Below are 21,417 nucleotides of genomic sequence, written 5' to 3'. Positions count from 1 at the left end.
ATACTGATTAAAATAGCTGGACTTTTTCCATCTAATCGCCGTAACCCAAGGAATTCGCCAAATTTAACTGTAGATTTTCCATCTAAACTGTTACACTGCCCCTCGCGCCTTCTAGTAAAGACTGGATCAGTAGGAGTAAGGCTTCCTAGTTTCTCGGAACAGGGCTAGGAGGAAAACCAACTTTGCCAACTGAGGAGGTTGGAGTTCTCCTTCTGCGTCCTTCTCATTCTGTGCTGCGTCTCCTTCTCCTTCTCCTTCTCCTTCCCGGTACCCCTTATTGGGGCCAATTCCAAAAATTTCAAATAAAACTATTGACGTACACCAAGAATGCTGATAAATTAAAACCAAGTAATCTTATCAGAATAATTATGTATCGACCGGACCACCGGAGACACAAGCGAAACTTCCATGAAGGGGAAGTGCTGTGTCTCTTTTTTTTGTATCCAATCGGTGCACGCTGTAAACAAACTATATAAGAAATAAGGGGGCTTTATCATGAAAAAAAATGTCATCATGAGTTTCGTTTTATCCACTTTGCTAGTTACGGTGTTGAGCGGTTGCGGAGCAGCTTCCAAGTCGACAACGGGTACTGCTGACGACACGAAGGCGCCTGCGGCTACAACTACCACGAAATCCGAGAAAAGTACGACACTACGCATCGGTTATCAGAAATACGGCACAGTGAACTTCCTGAAAGCAAACGGGGAGCTAGATAAAGCATTGAAAGAAAAAGGCATCACCATCCAATGGACGGAATTTCCAGGTGGTCCTCAACTGCTAGAAGCGATGAATGTTGGCAGCATTGATGTGGGGCATACGGGAGAAGCACCGCCGATTTTTGCACAGGCTGCAGGGACGCCGCTCGTTTACTTAGGGCATGAACCGGCAAGCCCAGCAAGTGAAGCGATCCTCATCCCAGAGAAGTCAGAGATTAAATCCGTTGCCGAGCTGAAAGGCAAGAAAGTTGCCTTGAATAAAGGTTCCAACGTGCATTACCTGTTAGTGAAACAGCTCGAAAAAGCTGGTTTGAAATATGAAGATATTCAAGTTGTTTTCCTCCCTCCGGCCGATGCCAGAGCAGCGTTTGAGAAAGGCAGCGTCGATGCTTGGGTCATCTGGGATCCGTTCTTCTCAGCAGCAGAAACGTCTGCCAAAGCGAAAATCTTGGCTGACGGCAAAGACACCGTTGCCAATCATGAGTTTTATCTAGCTACTCGCAGCTACGCAGAAAACAATAAAGAGACCGTCAAGATTGTATTAGATCAACTAGCTAAAGTAGATACATGGTCCAAGGATCATCCCAAGGAACTTGCCGAAACGTTGTCTCCGCAGTTAGGTATTGACGTACCTTCACTGGAGCGTGCAGCAAAACGCAGAACGTACGGCATCCAGCCGATTGATGATGCTTTGATTAATGAACAACAGAAAATTGCCGATACCTTTTTCAAACTAGGACTGATCCCGAAAGAAATTAAAGTGAAAGATGCCGTATTGCCAGCTACGAAATAGGTTCGAGCTACTCATAAAGGATAAGGGAGACGATGACGATGGAAGTATTCTGGTTCATTCCGACACACGGAGACAGCAGATACATTGGTACAACGAAAGGGGCACGCGCGGTCGATTATGGCTACATGAAGCAGATTGCGCAAGCGGCTGATCAACTAGGCTATGGTGGCGTACTGCTGCCGACGGGCAGATCTTGCGAGGATGCATGGGTCGTTGCCTCTTCCTTGATCCCCGTGACAGAGCGCCTGAAATTCCTAGTCGCTGTCAGACCGGGCTTGATGTCGCCGACCCTTTCGGCCAGAATGGCTTCCACCTTCGATCGGTTATCGGATGGTCGCTTATTGATCAACGTCGTCACCGGCGGCGATGCGAAGGAGCTTGAAGCAGAGGGACTCTTCCTGGAGCATGATGATCGCTATAAGTTGACCGATGAATTCCTCCACATCTGGCGGAAAGAGCTTGCTGGTGAGCAAGTTGATTTCACAGGTGAACATTTAAAAGTCAAAGGCGGGAAGATTGTCTATCCGCCCATCCAAGCTCCATACCCGCCGATCTATTTCGGTGGCTCCTCACCAGCTGGGATTGAAGTAGCAGCAGATCATGTCGATGTGTACTTAACGTGGGGAGAGCCTCCAGCTCAAGTCGCTGAGAAAATCAAGACTGTTCGCGAAGCTGCAGCAAAGCGGGGCCGCACGGTGAAGTTTGGTATTCGATTGCATGTCATTGTACGTGAAACCACAGAGGAAGCTTGGGCTGATGCCAATCGCCTCATTTCCCATCTGGATGATGAGACTATTGCATCTGCGCAGAAAATATTTGCAACCATGGACTCCGTCGGCCAACGCCGTATGGCAGAACTACACAAGGGTGATCGGACCAAATTAGAGATTAGTCCTAATCTGTGGGCAGGCATCGGGCTTGTGCGCGGAGGTGCAGGGACAGCTTTGGTCGGTGATCCAGAGACGGTTGCGGCACGCATGAAAGAGTATGCGTACCTGGGCATTGAGACGTTCATCTTCTCTGGCTACCCGCACTTGGAGGAAGCTTATCGGACAGCGGAGCTGCTGTTCCCGCATTTGCCTTTGAAAACGAAGAAACGCTCAACTGAATCTGCGAATTACGTAAGTCCGTTTGGAGAACTCATCGCCAACACCGAGTTGCCGAAGCCAGCAAAGGGGGGTCGGTCCGATGACAACCAACCTGTCAAAGTCTCTGGTTAAAGGGCTGCTCCCGTGGGCGCTTCCGATCGTACTTATTGTTTTATGGCAGCTATTGGGGCAATTTGGCGTGATTTCTACCCGAATTCTATCTACACCTTCAGCTGTATTCGCAGCGGGTGTTCATTTGGCAGAGAAAGGTACCTTATTTACGTATATTGGTGCCAGTTCCAAACGAGCATTCATCGGCTTTGCGATTGGCGGCAGTATCGGATTTGCCCTAGGCTTAATTAATGGACTCTTTCCTATCCTTGAAAAAGTGACGGACACATCCGTACAAATGCTGCGGAATATCCCTCATCTGGCGATGATTCCTTTGGTCATCCTCTGGTTTGGTATCGGTGAAGAAGGCAAGCTCTTTCTCGTTGCGTTAGGCGTGTTCTTCCCGATTTATTTAAATACTTTCCATGGTATTCGATCCGTTGATCCAGGTTTGATTGAAATGGGTCGTGTTTACGGGCTTCGCCATTTTCATTTGTTCCGCAAAATTGTTATTCCCGGTGCGCTGCCCTCGATCTTGGTTGGGGTTCGTTTTTCACTAGGTATTATGTGGATAACTTTGATCGTGGCCGAAACGATTTCATCCTCTTCTGGGATTGGCTATATGGCGATGAATGCGAGAGAATTTTTGCAAATGGATGTCGTTATTCTGAGTATTATCGTCTATGCCCTGCTAGGCAAAATATCTGACTATATAGCGAAGCTTCTGGAACACGCATGGCTGCAATGGCATCCTAATTTCTTGAAACCATAAAGGAGAGTGGGCACGATGGCGGAAGGTACTGGCATTCGATTACAAGTGAAGCAGGCTGCGAAAGTTTTTGGCCAAAAGCAAGTGCTGCAAGGTGTAGAGTTGGACGTAGCAGCAGGCGAGTTTATCGCGATTGTCGGGCGAAGCGGCTGCGGCAAAAGCACACTGCTGCGCTTAATCGCCGGGCTGGATAAGCCCTCGAGCGGCGAAATCGAGGTCGATGGCCAGACACTCAAAGGGATCCATTCCGAAACACGTGTGCTGTTTCAGGATGCACGTCTACTTCCATGGAACCGCGTGCTCGCGAATGTCCAAGTTGGGGTGAAAGATGGCTCGCGCGCGCGCGCCGAGGAGGTTCTTGCGCAAGTGGGACTTGCGGACAGAACGAATGAATGGCCGGGGGTTCTGTCCGGGGGGCAACGCCAACGCGTTGCACTGGCTCGTGCTTTGGCTGGGCAGCCTCGCCTGCTGCTGTTGGATGAACCGCTCGGCGCGCTCGATGCGTTGACTCGCATTGAGATGCAGCAGCTCATTGAGCGGCTGTGGTACCAGCAGAAGTTCACCGCGCTGCTCGTGACGCATGATGTTTCGGAAGCCGTTCAGCTTGCGGATCGTGTCATTTTAATCGAAGAAGGGCAGATCGCCCTCGATGTGAAAATAACGCTCCCACGCCCTCGCGTGCGGGACAGCGGGTTCGCATATTTTGAACAGTTGATTCTGGATCGCATATTGGTGAAGGAGCAGAATCCTGCTCTAGGGGATATTACAACAAATAGCAAATACGCATATTCAATCTAGCATTTGCAAACAAAAAGCACTCCAAGGCGGTATAACTGCCTTTGAAGTGCTTTTCTGCTTTTCACCAATTTAGCGGGCTGCTGTCGTATGTATGTCAGTCCCTGTATGGGGGCGTTTTTCAATCATAATCGTTAAAATGAGCAAACCTACGAGACCAGCGACGATGAAAAGGGGATACCACCCCTTCGTAAACGAGCCGGCTTCCATAATGGCCATCATTCCGATCGTAGGCAGAAGAGGCTGTCCATAAGCCTTCCACCAGTCAAGCGGGAACTTTTCGTAGTAGAAGAAACCAATCATCGCGAGCGCGGAGACAGCCCATCCACCTGTATAGATACAAACAGCCAAGACGGGACTTTTAGCTGCAATGAAAGGAACAATGGCAATAACGAAAATCCCAGCGACGATCATGACCCAGAAGTTGGCTTTCGTTTTGCCAATTCCCGCTAGAATGCTTCCGCCAAGACGACCAACGGAGGAGAATAAGACGCCTAAAGCCATCAGTCGAATATAAGCAGCGGAGTCTCCGGATGTGAAGCTTTCCCCGAATAGAAAACCGTTGATTTGATCGGGATATAAACAGATGAGCGCTGTTAGCGGATACAGAAAAATATTGTTATACCGGACACAGCTCGTCCCACGTTGCTTGCTTTCCTTCAAATCCTGTGCACTCTCGGCTACGAATGGGAAGGTGACGATCATGAACGCCCACGTAATGATCCCGATGAAGCCTGTTATTCGGAAGCCATTGGATAAATAGCCGACAGCGATAACCGAACTGGAACCAACCATCATGACTAGGAAAGGTTGTTGAAACGCTTTGGCAATGTTCCCTGCCCAGGACGGGAGACCATAAGCCAGCATGGTCTTCACCTCTTGCATAGGGATGCCGCCGAACCATTTCGGATTATGCACACGTTCAACTTTCCAACCAATAAAAAGAGCCGTCAAGATCGCCCCAACGCTCATCCATAGCGAGATATTTTCGAGAAGGTTCAACGAGCCAATGGGCAATAATACACCGACAACGGTACCCGAAGTGGCAAGTGTCGTGGTGATCACCATGAAGAAAGCTTGAACGCTGAAATCACGGTTTCCTGAGAAAGAAGCGACGCCAATATTGATGATGGAGTTGAAAACAAACATGATTGAGCTCAGGATCAGGGCTCCTTTTAGCTCAGGTAGATGATAATAATTCGCTAGGATGGGTGCGAGTAGCGCGAGTATGATCCCGAAGATAACCCCGAATAGTGAGCTCCCGAAAAAAGCAACGCGAAAATTGGTTTGTAACGCTTCAGCCGGTTTCCTAGAAAAGGTATAGATCAAGGAGGAGTTGAATCCGACATTGAGAAACAAGGAGGCCATGCCGAAAATTTGCAAAAGAAGATTCACTTGGCCGAATTTGGTTGGATCGTCTAAGACACGAGCTAGAACGATGCTTCCCACGGTTTGGAGCATTTGGTTAATGAAGAGACCGAGTACAATGATAGACACATTGCGAAGCAAAAATCGCTGCGTATCCGTTAGCATGACATTCCGATTCAGCATAGGGGTAGCCCCTTTTCCCGTTTATAGGTATTGTTATCCAAAGAGTAGCAGACCCCTACCAGGTTGACAACCGCAGGAATGGCAGGTAAAGAGAGATAAATGGAGGTATTCAGAGATTATATGTGACCTCGAATGGTTGAAAGAGTAATACGGGGATTGCAAATCCCAACGATAACGAAACACCACCCCTTATACAGTTTTGGTTTACATATCCAATAACTGCAAGAAGGGGTGGTGTTCTTTTATTTGATCAGATGAAGTAAGTTAAATATGGCTTGCGCGCTTTCCGCACGATTTAAGATGGCTGAAGGCGCAAATACATTCATTTCCCGCCCAGTTACCAATCCTAGTTGTGCAGCTTGATTAACAAATGGTTTAGCCCATTCCTGTACGCTCATGAAATCTGAGAACTTAGAATCCCCGGATAGTTCCTTAACATGGGGGTGATTAATTAGGTAGGCTCTCACTAGCATCGTCGCCATCTGCTCACGACTTACGGTACCATTTGGATCGAAAATAGTATCTGTCATTCCTGTAACGATCCCTAATTTATGAGCAATAGCGACTTCACTCGCAAACCAATCGGAAGATTGCACATCTTGATAAGGAGTGGCAGTAGCTTCTTTCATACCTAATGCCCTTACAAGAAGAGCAGTAAATTCGGCACGGGTTACACTGCGTTCTGGCCCAAAGGATTGGTCGTCCACACCGTTTACAATGAGCTTGCGGCTCAAATCATCCACTGCTGTGTACGCCCAATGCCCATTGGCAACATCATTGTACGTCTTGTTGAATTCGAAAATTCCGTACGTGCTGAAGTGGGAGATACTTGCTGTAATTGAGCTCTTGTCGTTTGATAATTGTCCATCTACATAAGCGAGTTCACCATTTTCAGCCACATAATAGACTTGTGCTTTGGAAGCATCGATCCCCTGCGGAACTGTAAAGGTGAAACGCATTGGATTGACAAATGTATTGATTTCCGAACTTGTTCCATCAGAACTCTGAACCGTTAACTTCAAGTGATAAACGGCAGCGGCATGAAGTTTAGCTCCATGTTTAATCTCGCCTTTATTCTCCAAGGATGTCAACTGATCTCCCGATACAGGGATAACGGAGAAAATGAGTTTAGAAGTGTTATCATTGCTCGGAACTACTCGCTCAGCTACTGTCAATACGGAATTAGGTATGATGATGGATAAGGCATTCAACTGAAGAACGAGATCTTTGCTGCCGCCAAGTAGACTAGCTGTATGCGCAGGCAATTGAATCGTTTCTACATTAGGTTTAACGGTTATCGTTACTTGGTTTTCATTCGTACTTTGCAACTCAGACGCTTGAATCACTTGGACATCAGTGGTTGGCGCAGACGGCAATACGGAACCTTGTCCTGGTTGTGGCACTGGATCTGGATCTGCTTCCGGCTGAACATAAGTGATTGTCTTACTCTCACTAGCTGGACTTTCATTATGAAGCCGATCCACAGCCGTTACGATATATGAGTATGTTTCAGAGGAAATCGCACTTGTATCCACTATACTCTGAGCCGTATCTGGCTGTTTCCTGACTTGCTTCAATATGGTAGCAGGATCGTTGATGTCAGGCGCAGTTCCCCCGTGTGCTCTGTAGATGACATAATAAGCGGTGTCGGATTGAGCATCGCGCCAATTTAGGTTAACACCTGATCTTGCAGATTGAGCGGAAACCTCTTGCAGTGCATCAGGCGCAATTGCATCCAGCCAGCTCATTTGCGGCAATAAGGCAGGATAACGAAATAGTGAATTAGCTAAATTATCTTTCACGCCTAACGGATTATTGAGCACGCTGCTTGCACCAAAGAGCATCGTACCTTTCACATCTGCAAAATTACGATTGTACTTAATCTGATTAGGAATCTGCTCAGGATCTTGCCAGTTCGGATCAAGGTCTTCACCGACTTTATAAACACCATTACCTGTATACAGATTGACGTTTCTTCCTTTTACTTGCTCTTTCCACCAATCGACCAATTTATCGTAAGCCGCAGGACCGTAGTTAATGTACCAATATAACTGTGGAGTGACGTAGTCAATCCAACCTTGCTGAATCCATTTGACGGTATCCGCATAAATCGTATCGTAACTTTGCAATCCGTTCGTATCCGAACCATCTGGTGAAACAGACTTATTCTTCCAGATACCAAATGGACTTATGCCAAACTGTACATAGGGTTTCTCTAGTTTTATTTCCTGTGATAATTCTTGGATGAGCGAATCGACATTGTGTCTACGCCAGTCCCCCAAGGAGAGGCCAGTTCCGTACTGTGCAAACTCAGCACTATCTGGATAATCCACGCCTGTAACTGGATAGGGATAGAAGTAATCGTCAAAATGAACACCATCTATGTCATACTTTTTAACAACTTCCATCACGCTGTCGATAACATACTGTTTCACAGCTGGAATGCCGGGATTGTAGCCAAGCTTTCCACCATAGTCTACTACCCACTCCGGATGTAGCTTCGCAGGACTGTTCGCGGCTAGTTTACTAGTGTCTTGATCATTTCTGATCCGATAAGGATTGAACCAAGCATGAAACTCCATATTCCGCTTGCGAGCCTCTTCAATCATGAAGGCCAGGGGATCATAGCCAGGATCTTGGCCCTGTGTGCCGGTTAACCATTCCGACCACGGATTAAGCTCAGATGGGTAAAGCGCATCTGAAGTCGGTCTTACCTGTGTAATAATAGCATTGATACCAGTGGCAGCTAGGCTATCTAGTAGGTCTTTGAATGCTTGCCGCTGTTGCTCGGCATTGACTACGCCTTTCTTCGGCCAGTCAATATTCTCAACCGATGCTACCCATGCAGCTCTCATCTCTCTTTTTGGAGCGGACTGAACCTGATTGACAACCAGCGAATAAGTTGCGGTTCTAGCTCCTAAGGTGGCTGTAATAAGCGTTACTCCGACATTAGATGCAGTAATAACACCGGATGCATCAATCGTTGCTACACTTGGTTTGCTGCTAGTGAAGGTAACACCTTGGGACACTAAGACAGGTGATTGCGGTTGATCAAGCAAGTTATAGATCGCATTTACGTTGGCCGTAAGGGTAGACCCAATTGTAAGTGAATGCATATTTACTAACTGGATTTTTGTAAGCACGGGTACGGGTTCAATGACGGTCACTAAGTAAGAAGCGGTTTGCCCACCGAATGTAGCTGTGATCGTTGAAGTACCAACGCTTAGAGCTTTCACTTTACCGTTGCTTTCCACGATAGCCACATCTGTATTAGAGCTTGTCATATTCGCACCGCTATCAGCTGTAACATCCAATTTGGCAGTTTGACCTGCAAAGGCAGCCCTTAACAGCAATGTATTCGTTCTACCTGCTTCCAGCGTTGGTGAACCAAATAATTCAATGGCATCAACAACAGGTGGCGTATCGCTTACGGTCAGCTCATAAACAGCTGGCTGCGCATCTGCATAGAGAGCAACAATCGATGTTTTGCCTGACTTTAGGGCTGTTACTTGACCATTGCCATCTACAGAAGCGATATCTGGACGGCTGCTCAAATAGGTGACTCCGTTAGTTGTAAGTTCTGGAGCTACACTATCTTTTTTCGTTATATAAGCTTGTGCTGTTCTCGTTTGTCCGACTTTCATCGGTGTAAGTCCCTGAATGTCTAGACCAAACGTTGTAGTGTTTGTATAAAAGACGCTTAATTGGTCGAAGTAAATAACGCTTGCATTCTTTTTGGTATTATTCGTTTCAACCACGTAGAGATCCATAAATTTATGATTGCTTGGAATATCGACGGTGACATACCGCCATCCTTTCCAGTTGATACCTGATGCAGTTGGAACGAAATCAATCGTGGCGACAGCGCTCGTTGTTACATTCCTTAGTCGTGCACGAAGCCAATGCATAGATTCATCTCCATAAACCCAGACACCAACCTTCTTCGGGTTATCTGGAATCGGACGATTTAAACTTCCGGTCGCTAAATCGTGTAAGCTCAGATAGACTCCGAAAGTACCGGGAGGACTCAATAACATGTTATATGAAAGCTTTGCTGAGCTATTGCCGTAAAGTACCGGATCTGCTTGACGATTGACAATACTCACGACAGAAGATGAGGGTGGAGCTATTGGAGCTGTCGAAGTCGTTCTGTCCGCACTCAACACCGTTTTTCCATTTTTAACTGTACTCTCGAAATCTTCAAAAACAGTAGCTACTGTATTCCCTACTAGAACTAGACTTGAAGTCGTAAGTCCATCATAAGTTGCATGTACATATCCATGCGCGAAACCCGTTGCGACCGCTGGAGCGGTTAGTACCCCGTTAGCAGAGATGGTGCCAATGCTGCTGTCCGCCTGCCATGTTACGAGATCCGATCCAATCTGGACGGGAGTACCACCCGAATCGTAAGCAGTAAGCGAATAAGTCTGAGTGGAACTTGGAGTAATCGTGAGCGAAGCAGCAGCAATTTCTATTTTGCTGTACGTAGAGCTCGTAACACTTACTGAATTTACAGATGTAGGAAGAGTGTTCTCATTTTCGGAAGCGTTTACATGCGACCCTATAAAAGAACTCATTAATATGGCAAGGGCTAACATCATAGAAACTTGCCTTCTAAATCTATTAAAACTGAACATACATTCGCCTCCTTAAATTTGGTAGTTTATATGAACTTGTTACCATGATAATCAAAAACTATTATCTTTGCAATAAAATTTTAAATTATTAGTTTTTTATGAAGTTTTATTTCAAATATTTATATCTGTAATTCCATGCAGGAAAAGCACAAAAACCTGCATGTTTGCAGGCTTTTGTGTGAACTAAATTATTTATGGATCCAAATCAATCCAGCAGAATTATCCTTGGCTTCACCAACAACTCGGAACTTTAAGCCATAATTCGGCACCAGGCGACCAGCATCTGGGATTAACGTATTCATATAGCTCTTGGAATCAGAGAATTCCTCGACGCCTTGCAGCGATTTATACGTATACTCACCTCGGGTAGGGTTGTTGATGTACCAAGCTGGTGTTTTATCCAGCGAGAAGGCCGCGTCCGCTACTTGATAACGTGTCGTTTGCGAGACAGAGTCTTGTCCATCTTTCTTGAAAATCATCGCATCAGCGTGAGAATCAACGACGCCAAGGAATCCTTGTCCAGGATGGATACCAGTCCAGTTGTCCAAATAACTATCGTCTGCGTACCACACAAGGAGTCCCGTATTGTATTTGACACCACGGCTAAAGGCAAGAGCTTTATCGGACCCCGCGTAATTTCTCCACTCCAGGTAGTAATAGTGCTTCTTAAATTCAATACCGTTCGAGACGACAAAGCCATCAAGGTTAAAATGAGAAGCGCCTTCGGCATCGTCGGAGAATACGACTTGACCATTCACGGTTAATTTCGCATTATCCATCGCAAAACCATTCAGCGCGAGCCCGCCATCCGTGACGTAGTCGAAGTGGAGGGTTACTTTTTTACCGGCAAAATGGCTTAAATCATAGGACTTATCTACCCAAGCTCCGTTTGTGGTTTCTGCACGCGCGTCGCCATTCGTGTCATTGTCACCGATGATATCGAGGGTTACTTGCTCGTTGTAAGTAGAAGCTGTAACCGTCAAATAGTCATATTCAAACTCGACGTCATAGAGCGTTTTAAAATCAAATGTAGCGGTTTGTGCTTGGGATAAATCAAATTCAGGCGTGGAAAGCGTCGTGTGCAGGTTATCGCCTTTCGTGCTGTAATAATACTTCGTCCCGAACGCGGGCTGGATGCCTGCCACTGCTTTATCCGGCAAAGTCACTTTGACGATACCTGGATTGTTGGACTTCGTTACACTCTGATCAATAATGGCAGCTTTACCTAATTTCGTAATGGTGGAAGAGTCAATTTCAGTCACATTGGCCCAGTTGCCACCCATGGTTTTCTGGAAAAACTCTTTATTTTGAGGTGAAAAAGAGCTAGGTGTTGTCCCCGCAATGTTGCCGTTCCAGCTGCCGCCACTCATGATGGACCAAGAGGCAATCGGCTCACCTTGCCCGGAATACTGGGTATCATATTCATCTGGCAATCCTAAGTCATGACCGTACTCATGAGCAAATACCCCCACAGCGCCATCTTCAGGCTGGATCGTATAATCATAAGCAGCCATTCGGCCACCCCAATAGTCAACCCCCGTCGTTGTTCCCGGAATCGCATACACACTGCTTAGCGTCCAACGATGAGACCAAATGGCATTATCGCCTAATTGACCGCCGCCAGCTTCTTGGCCCGTACCTGCATGAATAATCATGAGATGATCGACTAGACCGTCGGGTTCATTTTGATCGCCATCGCCATCCAAATCATATAAATCGAACTTGTCATAGTCAGCTAAATTGAGGCCGGTTGCAACTGCAGCATTGAGCGCGTCCTTCACCAGATCTCGAGGCCCTTTGGGGTTGAGGTTATCATGACCTCCTGCTGGGTTGTCATCACCGTATTCCACGGCTTTGCCTGGAACAGTTAACCAATCGGAGACATAGCCGTCCACCGTATAGCTGCCACCGGATTGCTCTTCATAGTATTGTTTAAAGGTTTTGATCTTAGAACCGTCGAATAAAGTGAAATCTTTATTGCCGAACATGAGCTTCTGATAATGGTCACGGTTAAAATCTTTGGCAAACATGAATCCAGGTTCTTGCTTCACATTGTTATGCTTAAAATCCGAGAATTCGGTCAAAAGAACGAGGACTTTATCCTCACGCACGGGACCGTTGTAGGCATCTTGTTTGGCGGATGGAATAGGGATGCCATTGGGGAGACCATTCTTCAAATCCTGATGGCCTTTGTTCAGCTGCGATAAAAGCTTACCTTTTTGCTTCGCAATGAACTCCTTGGATCTTCTGTCGATTTCATTATTTTGCTTGTCCATTTTGGTTGTTGGCGCCATTTTATTGTTCTTGGCAGCAACATACGATTTGACAGCTTTACTGATTTGTTCAGGCGTAGCGCTTTTACTTAATATCCCTCGGTCCATTAAGCCTTTGGCCAGTCGATCATCATCGACGATATTCAAATCGACCGGCGGTGCCTCAAGTGCTGCTGCGTAATCAGATTCTGCTGCAGACGCAGATGTTGATGTTGTGAAAGCGGCTGTTGAGAAAAGTCCTGCGGTTAAACTTGTTGCTAGTAAAACTCTAGTCATCTTCGAGGTGTAGTTTTTCAATAGGAAACCTCCTGCAAAATAGAGTATGAAACTGAAATCGAAAACAAAATTGAAAACAAAATCAATCTATGTATTTGACCGATGGTCATTTCAATTAAATACTAGATTCGACTAATCTAGTAAGTGCTTATGGTCCTGCTCATATGGACCCACCCATATATTCCCTTTTTCGACATGAACTCTCTCATTTTGTCGTTTGATAGCGTCACGGAGATGAATAAAGGAAACGTGAGTTTCCTCTCGAATTTGTATGGCTATGCGAATGAAGAGGGATTGGGGCTGCGCCACGACGCGGTGAGGCGCTGCGAGGAAAGAGCACTGTAACGCCCTTTTTGGGCGTTACAGCTAGGGTCGCCGCCGGCGGGCTGGAGGTATAAGGCCCATTTCGGGCCTTATAGTGCTCCCGTGGCCGCCGCGCTGCAAGGAAAGAGCACTGTAACGCCCTTTTTGGACGTTACAGCTGGGGTCGCCGCCGGAGCGCAGGAGAATAAGGCCCATTTCGGGCCTTATGGTGCTCCCGTAGCTGCAAGCGCGGCGAGGAAAGTGTACTGTAACGCCCTTTTCGGGCGTTAACCATAAAAGGAGGGATTTCCATCTTCACATGTAGATCAGCATCTAACGAGGATTTCCAGACAATTAGCTCCTTTCCGCGCAATGCGGAAGAGCTGTATTATATGTCACCTTTACTGCAATTCCCGCTTACGTCTGAACAACTCGTGGAGTCTACTAAGAATAGATTGAAGCAAACCGTCGTGGTGGATGAGAAGGGGCAGATACGGGGGTACGCGAACATATATGGTTTAGAGGTAGATAAGCACTGTTGGCTTGGCAACGTCATCGTTTCTCCAGCAGCCAGAGGTACGGGAGCAGCCGAAACTTTGATCCGCACGATGATTGCCAAAGCGAAAGATGAGCTAGAAGTACAAGAACTGCATCTTGTTTGTCATAATGTGAACACAAGAGGATTGCTATTTTACACCAAGCTAGGGTTTAAGCCCTATTTGGTAGAGAAGAAAACAAATCATACAGGGCAAACCATAGCGGGCATACGGATGAAATTATCTGTTACGGAACCGTAAATTCAAGATAAGGCAGTGATCTCTTTGACAATCTCATTCATCGTAGCAATGGACAAGAATCGCGTTATTGGTAAAAATAATGATCTACCGTGGCGACTGCCCAAAGAGTGGCAGTATGTAAAGAAAACGACGATGGGGCATTCGATCATTTTGGGGAGGAAGAATTTTGAGTCCATCGGCAAAGCGTTGCCTGGTAGACGGAACATCATCCTGACTAGGGATACGAGCTATTCCGCCCAGGGGTGCGAGGTCGCCCATTCCGTTGCAGAAGTACTAGCGATGTGTCGCGGAGAAGAAGAGATCTTCATTTTTGGCGGCGAAGAAATTTATCGTTTATTTTTACCTTACGCGGATAAGCTCTATATGACCAAAATCGATCATGAATTCGATGGAGACACCTTCTTTCCTGAGGTGGATTATTCGGAGTGGGATGAGATTTCCGTCGAACAAGGGATTAGGGATGAAGCGAATCCGTATACGTATTATTTTCATGTGTATACTAAGGTACATAGAGAGACAATTGGTTAAAAAAGAGCCGTTCCTAGGTCATTCGACCTTCCAGGGACGGCTCTTTCATTACGATTTAAACGTTTATTTAGCTGAGAATAACTTGGACATGTAATCCAAACCTTTCACTTGCCCCATGGCCAGTGGCCCTAATATTTCTGTGTCGACCACGAACATTTTTTTGTTTTTGACAGCAGTTAGAGAGTTCCAAATAGGGTTAGCATTGAGCGAATCTAGCGTAACTTCACTGGTATTCGTATAATCTTTGCCGATGAAGATATACTCGGGATTCAATTCACTGATACCCTCCAGCGTAATATCACCGACATTTTTCATCCCCTCAAAAGGTTTAAATCCGAGCTTCTCATAGTAAATCGCCATACGGGAACCGCTCCAGTAAGTAAAACCTTTCTTCCAAGGCATGATGAACAAGGCAGTTTTCCCTTTGGCTCCGGACTTTTCCATGGTTGCGGCAACTTCTGTCTGTTTGCTGAGGAACTGATTGATATAAGTCTCAGCAGCAGCGTCTTCCTCTACGGCTGCGGCAACCCCACGAATCGTTTCTTGCCAGTTTAAAGTGGCTTTTACCGTGACGGTTTTGGCGATTTTATTCAGTTGTTCAAGATCCTTCTGATCAGCATCCGAAGCGATAATCAGATCAGGGTTCAGCGCCATGATTTTCTCAAAATCAATCTTTTCGCCGAGATTAGCAACCTTGCCGCTCTTCAAAAACGTATCGTAAACTGGGAAATCTTGCAACGATTTCAGATTGACAACACCCGCTACCGCATCGGCTTTACCGAGTGCAAAGAGGTGATCCGCATATGGGAAATACGTGACGACGATTTTGGAGGGACCTTTTTTGACCGGTGCTGTTGTCGGAGCTGCTGTTGCAGCACTGGATGATGCAGGTGTATCCGTTGAGCTAGCTTTGCCGCCATTTCCGCAACCCGCAGCAAGTATAGCGAAAACACATAAGATACTAAATGTGAGTATAGAGGCCTTTTTAAATAGAAACATCATTCATTCTCCTTGATAATGATTTTCATTACCAATAGACTATATCAAACAAGTCCGCTTTCTGAAAATGGACAAATGAAGAATTCGATATGGATTATTCGCTAATTTCGTTGGGATTGGCTTGGGGTGTAACCGTAGTGCTTTTTGTACAATCGGCTAAAATACAGAGCATCTTCATAACCAACGCTTGCGGCAACCTGCTTAATGGAATAATTTCCAAGCATAAGCAGCTCCTGAGCACGTTTCATACGGTGTTGAATCAAGTAATCGATGGGGAACACACCGGTGTATTTTTTGAAAAAATAAGAAAAAGACTTCGGGCTTGTTCCATGTATGTCAGCAAGCTTTTGCAAATTTAAAGTATCCATATAGTGGTTATGAATGTAGTCTTGCGCCAGTGCGATCATATCCTTGCTGTTCCCGTTGAGTCGATTGAGGCAGGAAGCAAACAGCTCATAAATGAGCATATTGAATAGAAATCCAGTCCGAATTAACGCCATATTCCCTGGTGTGAAAAAGGACTCATATAATTGGTTCAAGTGTTCACTTAATATAGGATTAGCGCCAGGCTCTAATTGGAAATGGTCATTTGTCAGCGAAGGGTGAGCGGGTTGAACAGTAGAAGCTACATCTTCTAGCGAGTATCTAACAAGGATATATTCCAGCTCCGAATCCTCTGTCTTCATGGTCAATGTCATCTGTGGGCCTCCATGGACAACCATGCCAGCTTGAAGCGAATAGGTGGTTTCGTTAAAAATGAACGAGCCGCTTCCTCTCACGATAAACACATACCCAGAAGTTGGTGTACGGCGTTCCTTGGTGTAGGAATGATAGGTACTATTCGCGGGTATCGCAGCTTTAAATACACCGGCAACCGTCACGATTCGTCCTGTATAATGTGCAGCGAGTGCATTGATATCAAGCACAAGGGTCACCTCTTCTTTTCACGTAGGTGCAATAAATAATAGTGTTCCCTAGAATATAGCTTGTTCAGTAGTCTATGTACAATGAACAAGCAAAGCTTGTTCGATTTTTTTTATTTCGGCAAGCGTATTCAATCACGCAAAACCAACATATGACTAGGTGGAGAAGGGATTCCAAGCTCATAGGAGGTGTTTGGATTGTGCGGATGCTTAGTCGAAAAGTGAATGTATATCTCATATTGATCAGTTTAGTTGCCTTCATCCTAGGGGTCTTTCCAGGCGGTAAAGGGGCGTTTGCAGCATCGATTTTTAGTGATAATTTCGAGGACGGGAATGCCACAGGGTGGACGGCTACAAGTGGGACGTGGGCAGTAGTCAGTGATGGAACTTACACGTATAAACAGTCGAATACGAATTCAAGCGCAGAAGGGGTTGCGTATTCGGGCAATACGAGCTGGGCGAATTACGCAGTTTCAGCGAGTATGAAGCTCCATACGATGAATGCTACGGCTGCTTCAGGTATCATTGCTCGTTATACGGATGCGAACAATTATTATTTGCTTCGGATTCACGGTACGAGCGGGCTGCAGCTTTATCGCAAAAGCAGTGGTACCTTTACACTCCTAGGCTCATACGGATTTGCCATGGATTTGAACACGTGGCACACATTGAAACTAGAAGTGAATGGATCCGCCTTGAAAGGTTATCTGGACGATATGACAACGGCCAAAATCTCCACAACCGACACGACCATCACCCAGGGGGCAGTCGGTCTGCGTACGTATGGTCAGAGTGCTAGCTTCGACACGATTGTCGTTGATGATGGGACTTCCGTTGCGCCGATCATCATCACGAATGGGGATGCGGGTTACACGGAGACCGGAACGTGGCTCAATAGCTCACTTACGGGCTATAATGGAACCGCTTCCAGGTATTCGACGACTGCGAACAGTACAGCAACCTGGAGTCAAAATGCCCCGGCAACAGGGAATTACAATGTGTATGCTTGGTACCCTAGCAGCAATAACACAACAAGTGCGGATTATACGATTACCTCTTTGAATGGAACATGGGTGAAGACTGTCAATCAGACGGTTAATCCGAACATGTGGAACAAAATCGCTACCGTCAGCGCAACAGTCGATACGGCACTCACACTATCTCTCAAAGTGAAATCAGGGAACACACGTGCAAATGCTGTGAAATTCGAGCCGACAGCGGACGCGGCAGATCCGATCACACCGCCAGGTTCGGGGTCTGATACCACGACAATTGCGATTTTTGTCAATCAAAGCGGTTATGATCTCGACAAGCCGAAGCGGGTAACCGTCACAAACGTAGCGAATGGCACCCCTTTTTATGTGAAAAAGGCAACTGATAACAGCACTGAATTCACGGGTTTCGTCAACGGGCAAATTGCTGACTTCTCAAGCTTTAATCCCGCAAGCATCGGTGAGTATTATGTGCAGAGCAGCGGGCAGAATTCGTACAATTTTGCGATAGGGAAGTATTGGATGCAGCGGGTTTCGATGGTTCCAGCCCTGCGTTTTATGGATCAATCCCGTCAAGATACGTTTGATGTTGGCGGCAATACCGGGTATGGCTGGCGCGATAGCCATCAGTTCTCTTTCGAACTCAACTCCCTCGTGCTGCAATATATGGCTAACCCAAGTGCTTATGACCGGATGCCGTATGGCATTTCCAATCTTTCGACCAGTCAATATCCGGAGCTTCGTGTGCAAAATGAACCCGATATCATCTGGCTAATGAAGTTCGGGGCCATGCGTTATTACGATCTCAAGACGAACAATGCCAAAGATTTGCATGCGCTCATCAAGGGGCAACTCGCCTATTTCCTCTACATTTATCCGCAGATCAGCAATTTTGTAAGCAGCAGCTTTTATACACAAATTAGAGATTTTACGATTCAGCAATGGTCGAATGCCAACTCGAATCTACAATGGTACGATGTGGGAGGCTCCAGCGATAACAATCTTTTCGCAACGCAGTCGGTCATCGGAACGGTGAAAGGCCAACAGCCGCCCGGATATGCGATCGTGCCGAATTTGCTCATGTATGAAGTGGCGAAGCGCGATGGATTAGCGAATTATCAGGCCTATTTTGATGCCGCATATAACAATTGTTTGTGGTTGATTAACAATGTTGATTTGAACAATCCAGCCAATACCAAAGGACAGCGCATGAGTGAGCATATTACGATGGAAGCTCTTGCGTATTTCCAGGAAGTTTATCCAACCCTTGCACCACCTGGACTTTCAGCCAAAATCAATACATGGTCGGATCTGATGATTAAACGCTCCAATAATCTCTGGGATCTTAGAAAATATGCCGATCCATCGGATGGAACGGGAACACTGGATCAATGGACGGGAGGTTTGACAGCGTATAACGAACCGGGGAGTCCAGCGGGCTTTTTGGCATCGGCTTACGCGGCTAGAAGAGTGCTCACGAATACCACGATGAAGGATCGACTAGAACAGATAGGCATTGCTCAGATTGATGACGTATTCGGGCGTAATCCATTTGGCAGACACTTCAGTTATGATGCAGTTACAGAAATTGCTGGCGTAAATAAGGGTTGGTTTGATTTCTACAATGGCGGTTATGGTCATCTTATGAGTGTGCCTGGCGTTCTTGATGGCGCTCCAAAAGAAACGGCGTATCCATTCTCACCAACGGCTGATCACGGGTACACAGAGGGCTGGGTTGCTTTTAACACAGCATGGAATGACTCATTAGCGTACTCAGCGGCTGATGATTTGGAGGTGAAAGCATTCAATACGATATTCAGCTCAGAGATTAGTTCAGCAGCGCCTGGAACCACCATCGGCATCCAGCTGAAAGCACCGCTTAATTTCAATGAGAGTGCTGTCGAAACGGGTCAGGTCGTCATCACAACGAATACGGGCAATCAGAGTAAGGTCACGGTGACAGAGGCGAGCAACAATGATTATTACTTGAGAGCGACCTATACGGTGCCAAGCGGGATAACATATCTAGATATTTCTTACGGGATTGGTTTCTTTAAGAAAACGGTAAGAGTGAATGTGAGTTAAGCATTTCATCCATACAGACTGCCTGACACGAAAATGTGTTGGGTGGTCTTTTTAACGAGCTAACACCTTAATGCCCATCACAATATTCCAGATAAACACGACCAAATAGGCAATCCCGGTTAGCATCAATGGTAGGATGAACTGTGACATGTGACCGCCATTAACTATGCTATTTAAACCCAATATCCAGGTAAGAATGAAGCCTGCGATGGGCAAGCAATGTGAGAGGAACGCCCATTTGGCGTGATGCTTAACCTCTCGGTCCGTAACAACGAAATATATAACGATGGGCAAAAGAAAAGGAGCAAAAAATACGCTGAAATAGCTTAAAGCGGATAATATTTGTCGGTTATCCATAAAAGCCTCCCATTTCCTAAATTGTTAGATAAGAAGTAATACGCCTCGTGTTGGGTATTTATTACAAGTCTTCTTATGGATAATAAACCCTACTCTACCATAAAAGCCGCTCTTAAGGTCTTCCGACCTTAGGAACGGCTTCTTTGTTTAGCTTATTGTTCCCTTGATTAGCGTGCAGGAGAGAAGTCTGCGACTTTTTTAAGAATAGCTTCGATTTGCTCCAAAGCTGCTGCGTCTAATTCAATATTCACAGCTTTCACGTTTTCTTCGATTTGTTCAGGCTTTGTCGCACCAATCAATGCGGAGCTTACGCCTGGCTGGCGAAGCACCCATGCGATCGCGAGCTGAGCGATCGAGATATCGAGCCCTTGAGCAACCTGCTCCAGCTCATGAACGGTCTGCAGCACACGGTCATTCAGATAGCTATTGATGACACCATTGACGGAACTGTTCGCAGCACGACTATCGGCGGGTAGTGGCTGTCCCAGCTTATATTTACCCGTTAGAATGCCTTGTGCAAGCGGTGAAAAGACGACCTGACCGAGCCCCTTATGCTCGGATACGGGAAGTACCTCGCGCTCGATATAGCGCTCGAACATATTATAGATCGGCTGATTCGAAATCAGCGGACGCAGACGGAGACGCTCAGCGATGCCTGCGGCTTCGGTGATTTGCGAGCCGTTCCATTCGCTGACGGCGGGGTAGATAATCTTGCCTTGCGTGACCAAATCGTCGAGCGCGCGAAGTGTTTCTTCCAGCGGTGTGTGAATGTCATACCGATGGCAGAAATAGATGTCGATGTAGTCGACACCAAGTCGCTTCAAGCTAGCATCACATTGCTCCATGATGTGTTTGCGGGACAATCCGCGATCGTTCGGGCCATCGCCCATCGGGAAATAGACCTTCGTCGAGAGCACATAGCTCGAGCGATCGTACCCTTTCAGCGCTGCGCCCATCGCTTTCTCGCCTTCGCCACGATTATAGGCATTCGCGGTATCGAAGAAATTAATGCCGCTTTCAAAAGCTTTCGCGATGCAAGCATCCGCGGCTTTTTGCTCGGCAGCTGTTCCATAGGTAAGCCAGCTTCCTAAGGCGATTTCACTTACTTTTAACCCACTGCGTCCCATGTTTCTATATTTCATCTGTTACAATCATCCTCTCATTTACCATTGTGCTGTAAGTATAAGGGAGGCAGGGTTGGCCGACAAGAAGGCACTATTAGTTCACTTAGTTACGTGAAGTTAAGTAGTGGGGGGCGAAGTAACTCACCTCCAGTAGTAGTAACGCTGCTCAGTAATGCATCCCAGTAACATATCTCGGTAACTCTCCACAGTAGCTTTCGATAGCCCTCACCAGTAACTCTCTACTGTAGCTTTCCATAGCCCTCCCAAGTAGCTTTCGTCCATCATGCCCCAGTAGCCCCC

14 protein-coding genes are annotated in these 21,417 nt (G+C 46.4%); 7 read left to right on the top strand and 7 right to left on the bottom strand.

Annotated features, from left to right (window positions below; genetic code table 11):
- Positions 1 to 495 precede the first annotated feature (495 nt).
- Genes GC096_RS16935 through GC096_RS16920 form a run of 4 tightly spaced genes read left to right on the top strand, consistent with a single transcriptional unit; the run spans position 496 to position 4,275 of the window.
- Complete coding sequence (locus GC096_RS16935) at positions 496 to 1,509, top strand: sulfonate ABC transporter substrate-binding protein (protein WP_171631787.1); 1,014 nt, start codon at positions 496 to 498, stop codon at positions 1,507 to 1,509.
- Between the two features lie 38 nt (positions 1,510 to 1,547).
- Positions 1,548 to 2,729 carry an FMNH2-dependent alkanesulfonate monooxygenase gene (ssuD, locus tag GC096_RS16930; protein ID WP_171631786.1) on the top strand — a complete coding sequence of 394 codons (1,182 nt, stop codon included), beginning with the start codon at positions 1,548 to 1,550 and terminating at the stop codon, positions 2,727 to 2,729.
- Positions 2,698 to 3,480, top strand: coding sequence for an aliphatic sulfonate ABC transporter permease SsuC (gene ssuC, locus GC096_RS16925; protein WP_171631784.1), 783 nt, complete (start codon positions 2,698 to 2,700; stop codon positions 3,478 to 3,480). The genes ssuD and ssuC overlap by 32 nt, the downstream gene beginning before the upstream one ends.
- A gap of 15 nt (positions 3,481 to 3,495) precedes the next feature.
- Positions 3,496 to 4,275, top strand: coding sequence for an ATP-binding cassette domain-containing protein (locus GC096_RS16920; protein WP_171631783.1), 780 nt, complete (start codon positions 3,496 to 3,498; stop codon positions 4,273 to 4,275).
- 69 nt (positions 4,276 to 4,344) lie between these two features.
- Here the strand turns inward: GC096_RS16920 and GC096_RS16915 are convergent, their stop codons facing one another.
- From GC096_RS16915 to GC096_RS16905, 3 genes are all read right to left on the bottom strand, one after another.
- Positions 4,345 to 5,823: an oligosaccharide flippase family protein gene (locus tag GC096_RS16915; RefSeq protein ID WP_171631781.1), complete on the bottom strand. Its 1,479-nt coding sequence runs from the start codon at positions 5,821 to 5,823 to the stop codon at positions 4,345 to 4,347.
- Positions 5,824 to 6,065: 242 nt separating this feature from the next.
- Positions 6,066 to 10,460 (bottom strand): family 10 glycosylhydrolase, encoded by a 4,395-nt coding sequence (locus GC096_RS16910; RefSeq protein ID WP_171631780.1) that lies wholly within the window; start codon positions 10,458 to 10,460, stop codon positions 6,066 to 6,068.
- Positions 10,461 to 10,648: 188 nt separating this feature from the next.
- Entirely contained in the window at positions 10,649 to 13,009 is a 2,361-nt protein-coding gene (locus GC096_RS16905) for an immune inhibitor A domain-containing protein (RefSeq protein ID WP_171631788.1), read from the bottom strand.
- 596 nt (positions 13,010 to 13,605) lie between these two features.
- On the opposite strand from GC096_RS16905, the gene GC096_RS16900 reads away from it, so the two are divergent.
- The gene (locus tag GC096_RS16900; RefSeq protein ID WP_376769506.1) at positions 13,606 to 14,109 is read left to right on the top strand and encodes a GNAT family N-acetyltransferase; all 504 of its coding nucleotides are present in this window, start codon (positions 13,606 to 13,608) and stop codon (positions 14,107 to 14,109) included.
- A 24-nt stretch (positions 14,110 to 14,133) separates the two neighbouring features.
- Positions 14,134 to 14,637 (top strand): dihydrofolate reductase, encoded by a 504-nt coding sequence (locus tag GC096_RS16895; protein WP_171631777.1) that lies wholly within the window; start codon positions 14,134 to 14,136, stop codon positions 14,635 to 14,637.
- Positions 14,638 to 14,700: 63 nt separating this feature from the next.
- Here the strand turns inward: GC096_RS16895 and GC096_RS16890 are convergent, their stop codons facing one another.
- Both GC096_RS16890 and GC096_RS39350 read right to left on the bottom strand, forming a co-directional pair.
- Positions 14,701 to 15,639, bottom strand: a complete 939-nt coding sequence (locus GC096_RS16890) for an ABC transporter substrate-binding protein (protein ID WP_171631775.1) — start codon at positions 15,637 to 15,639, stop codon at positions 14,701 to 14,703.
- A 98-nt stretch (positions 15,640 to 15,737) separates the two neighbouring features.
- The gene (locus GC096_RS39350) at positions 15,738 to 16,562 is read right to left on the bottom strand and encodes an AraC family transcriptional regulator (protein ID WP_171631773.1); all 825 of its coding nucleotides are present in this window, start codon (positions 16,560 to 16,562) and stop codon (positions 15,738 to 15,740) included.
- A 203-nt stretch (positions 16,563 to 16,765) separates the two neighbouring features.
- Between GC096_RS39350 and GC096_RS16880 the strand changes: the two genes are divergently transcribed.
- Positions 16,766 to 19,636 carry a golvesin C-terminal-like domain-containing protein gene (locus tag GC096_RS16880; protein WP_246302797.1) on the top strand — a complete coding sequence of 957 codons (2,871 nt, stop codon included), beginning with the start codon at positions 16,766 to 16,768 and terminating at the stop codon, positions 19,634 to 19,636.
- 51 nt (positions 19,637 to 19,687) lie between these two features.
- Here the strand turns inward: GC096_RS16880 and GC096_RS16875 are convergent, their stop codons facing one another.
- Positions 19,688 to 19,993 carry a magnetosome magnetite crystal formation protein family gene (locus GC096_RS16875; protein ID WP_171631771.1) on the bottom strand — a complete coding sequence of 102 codons (306 nt, stop codon included), beginning with the start codon at positions 19,991 to 19,993 and terminating at the stop codon, positions 19,688 to 19,690.
- Between the two features lie 167 nt (positions 19,994 to 20,160).
- A complete protein-coding gene (locus GC096_RS16870) occupies positions 20,161 to 21,135 on the bottom strand; it encodes an aldo/keto reductase family protein (protein WP_171631769.1) in 975 nt (324 codons plus the stop codon).
- Positions 21,136 to 21,417 lie beyond the last annotated feature (282 nt).

This window comes from Paenibacillus plantarum, assembly GCF_013141695.1.
In the GTDB taxonomy this organism is placed as follows: domain Bacteria; phylum Bacillota; class Bacilli; order Paenibacillales; family NBRC-103111; genus Paenibacillus_E; species Paenibacillus_E plantarum.
The sequence above is the reverse complement of the archived record's forward strand: the minus strand, read 5'-3'. Positions and strand labels throughout refer to the sequence as shown.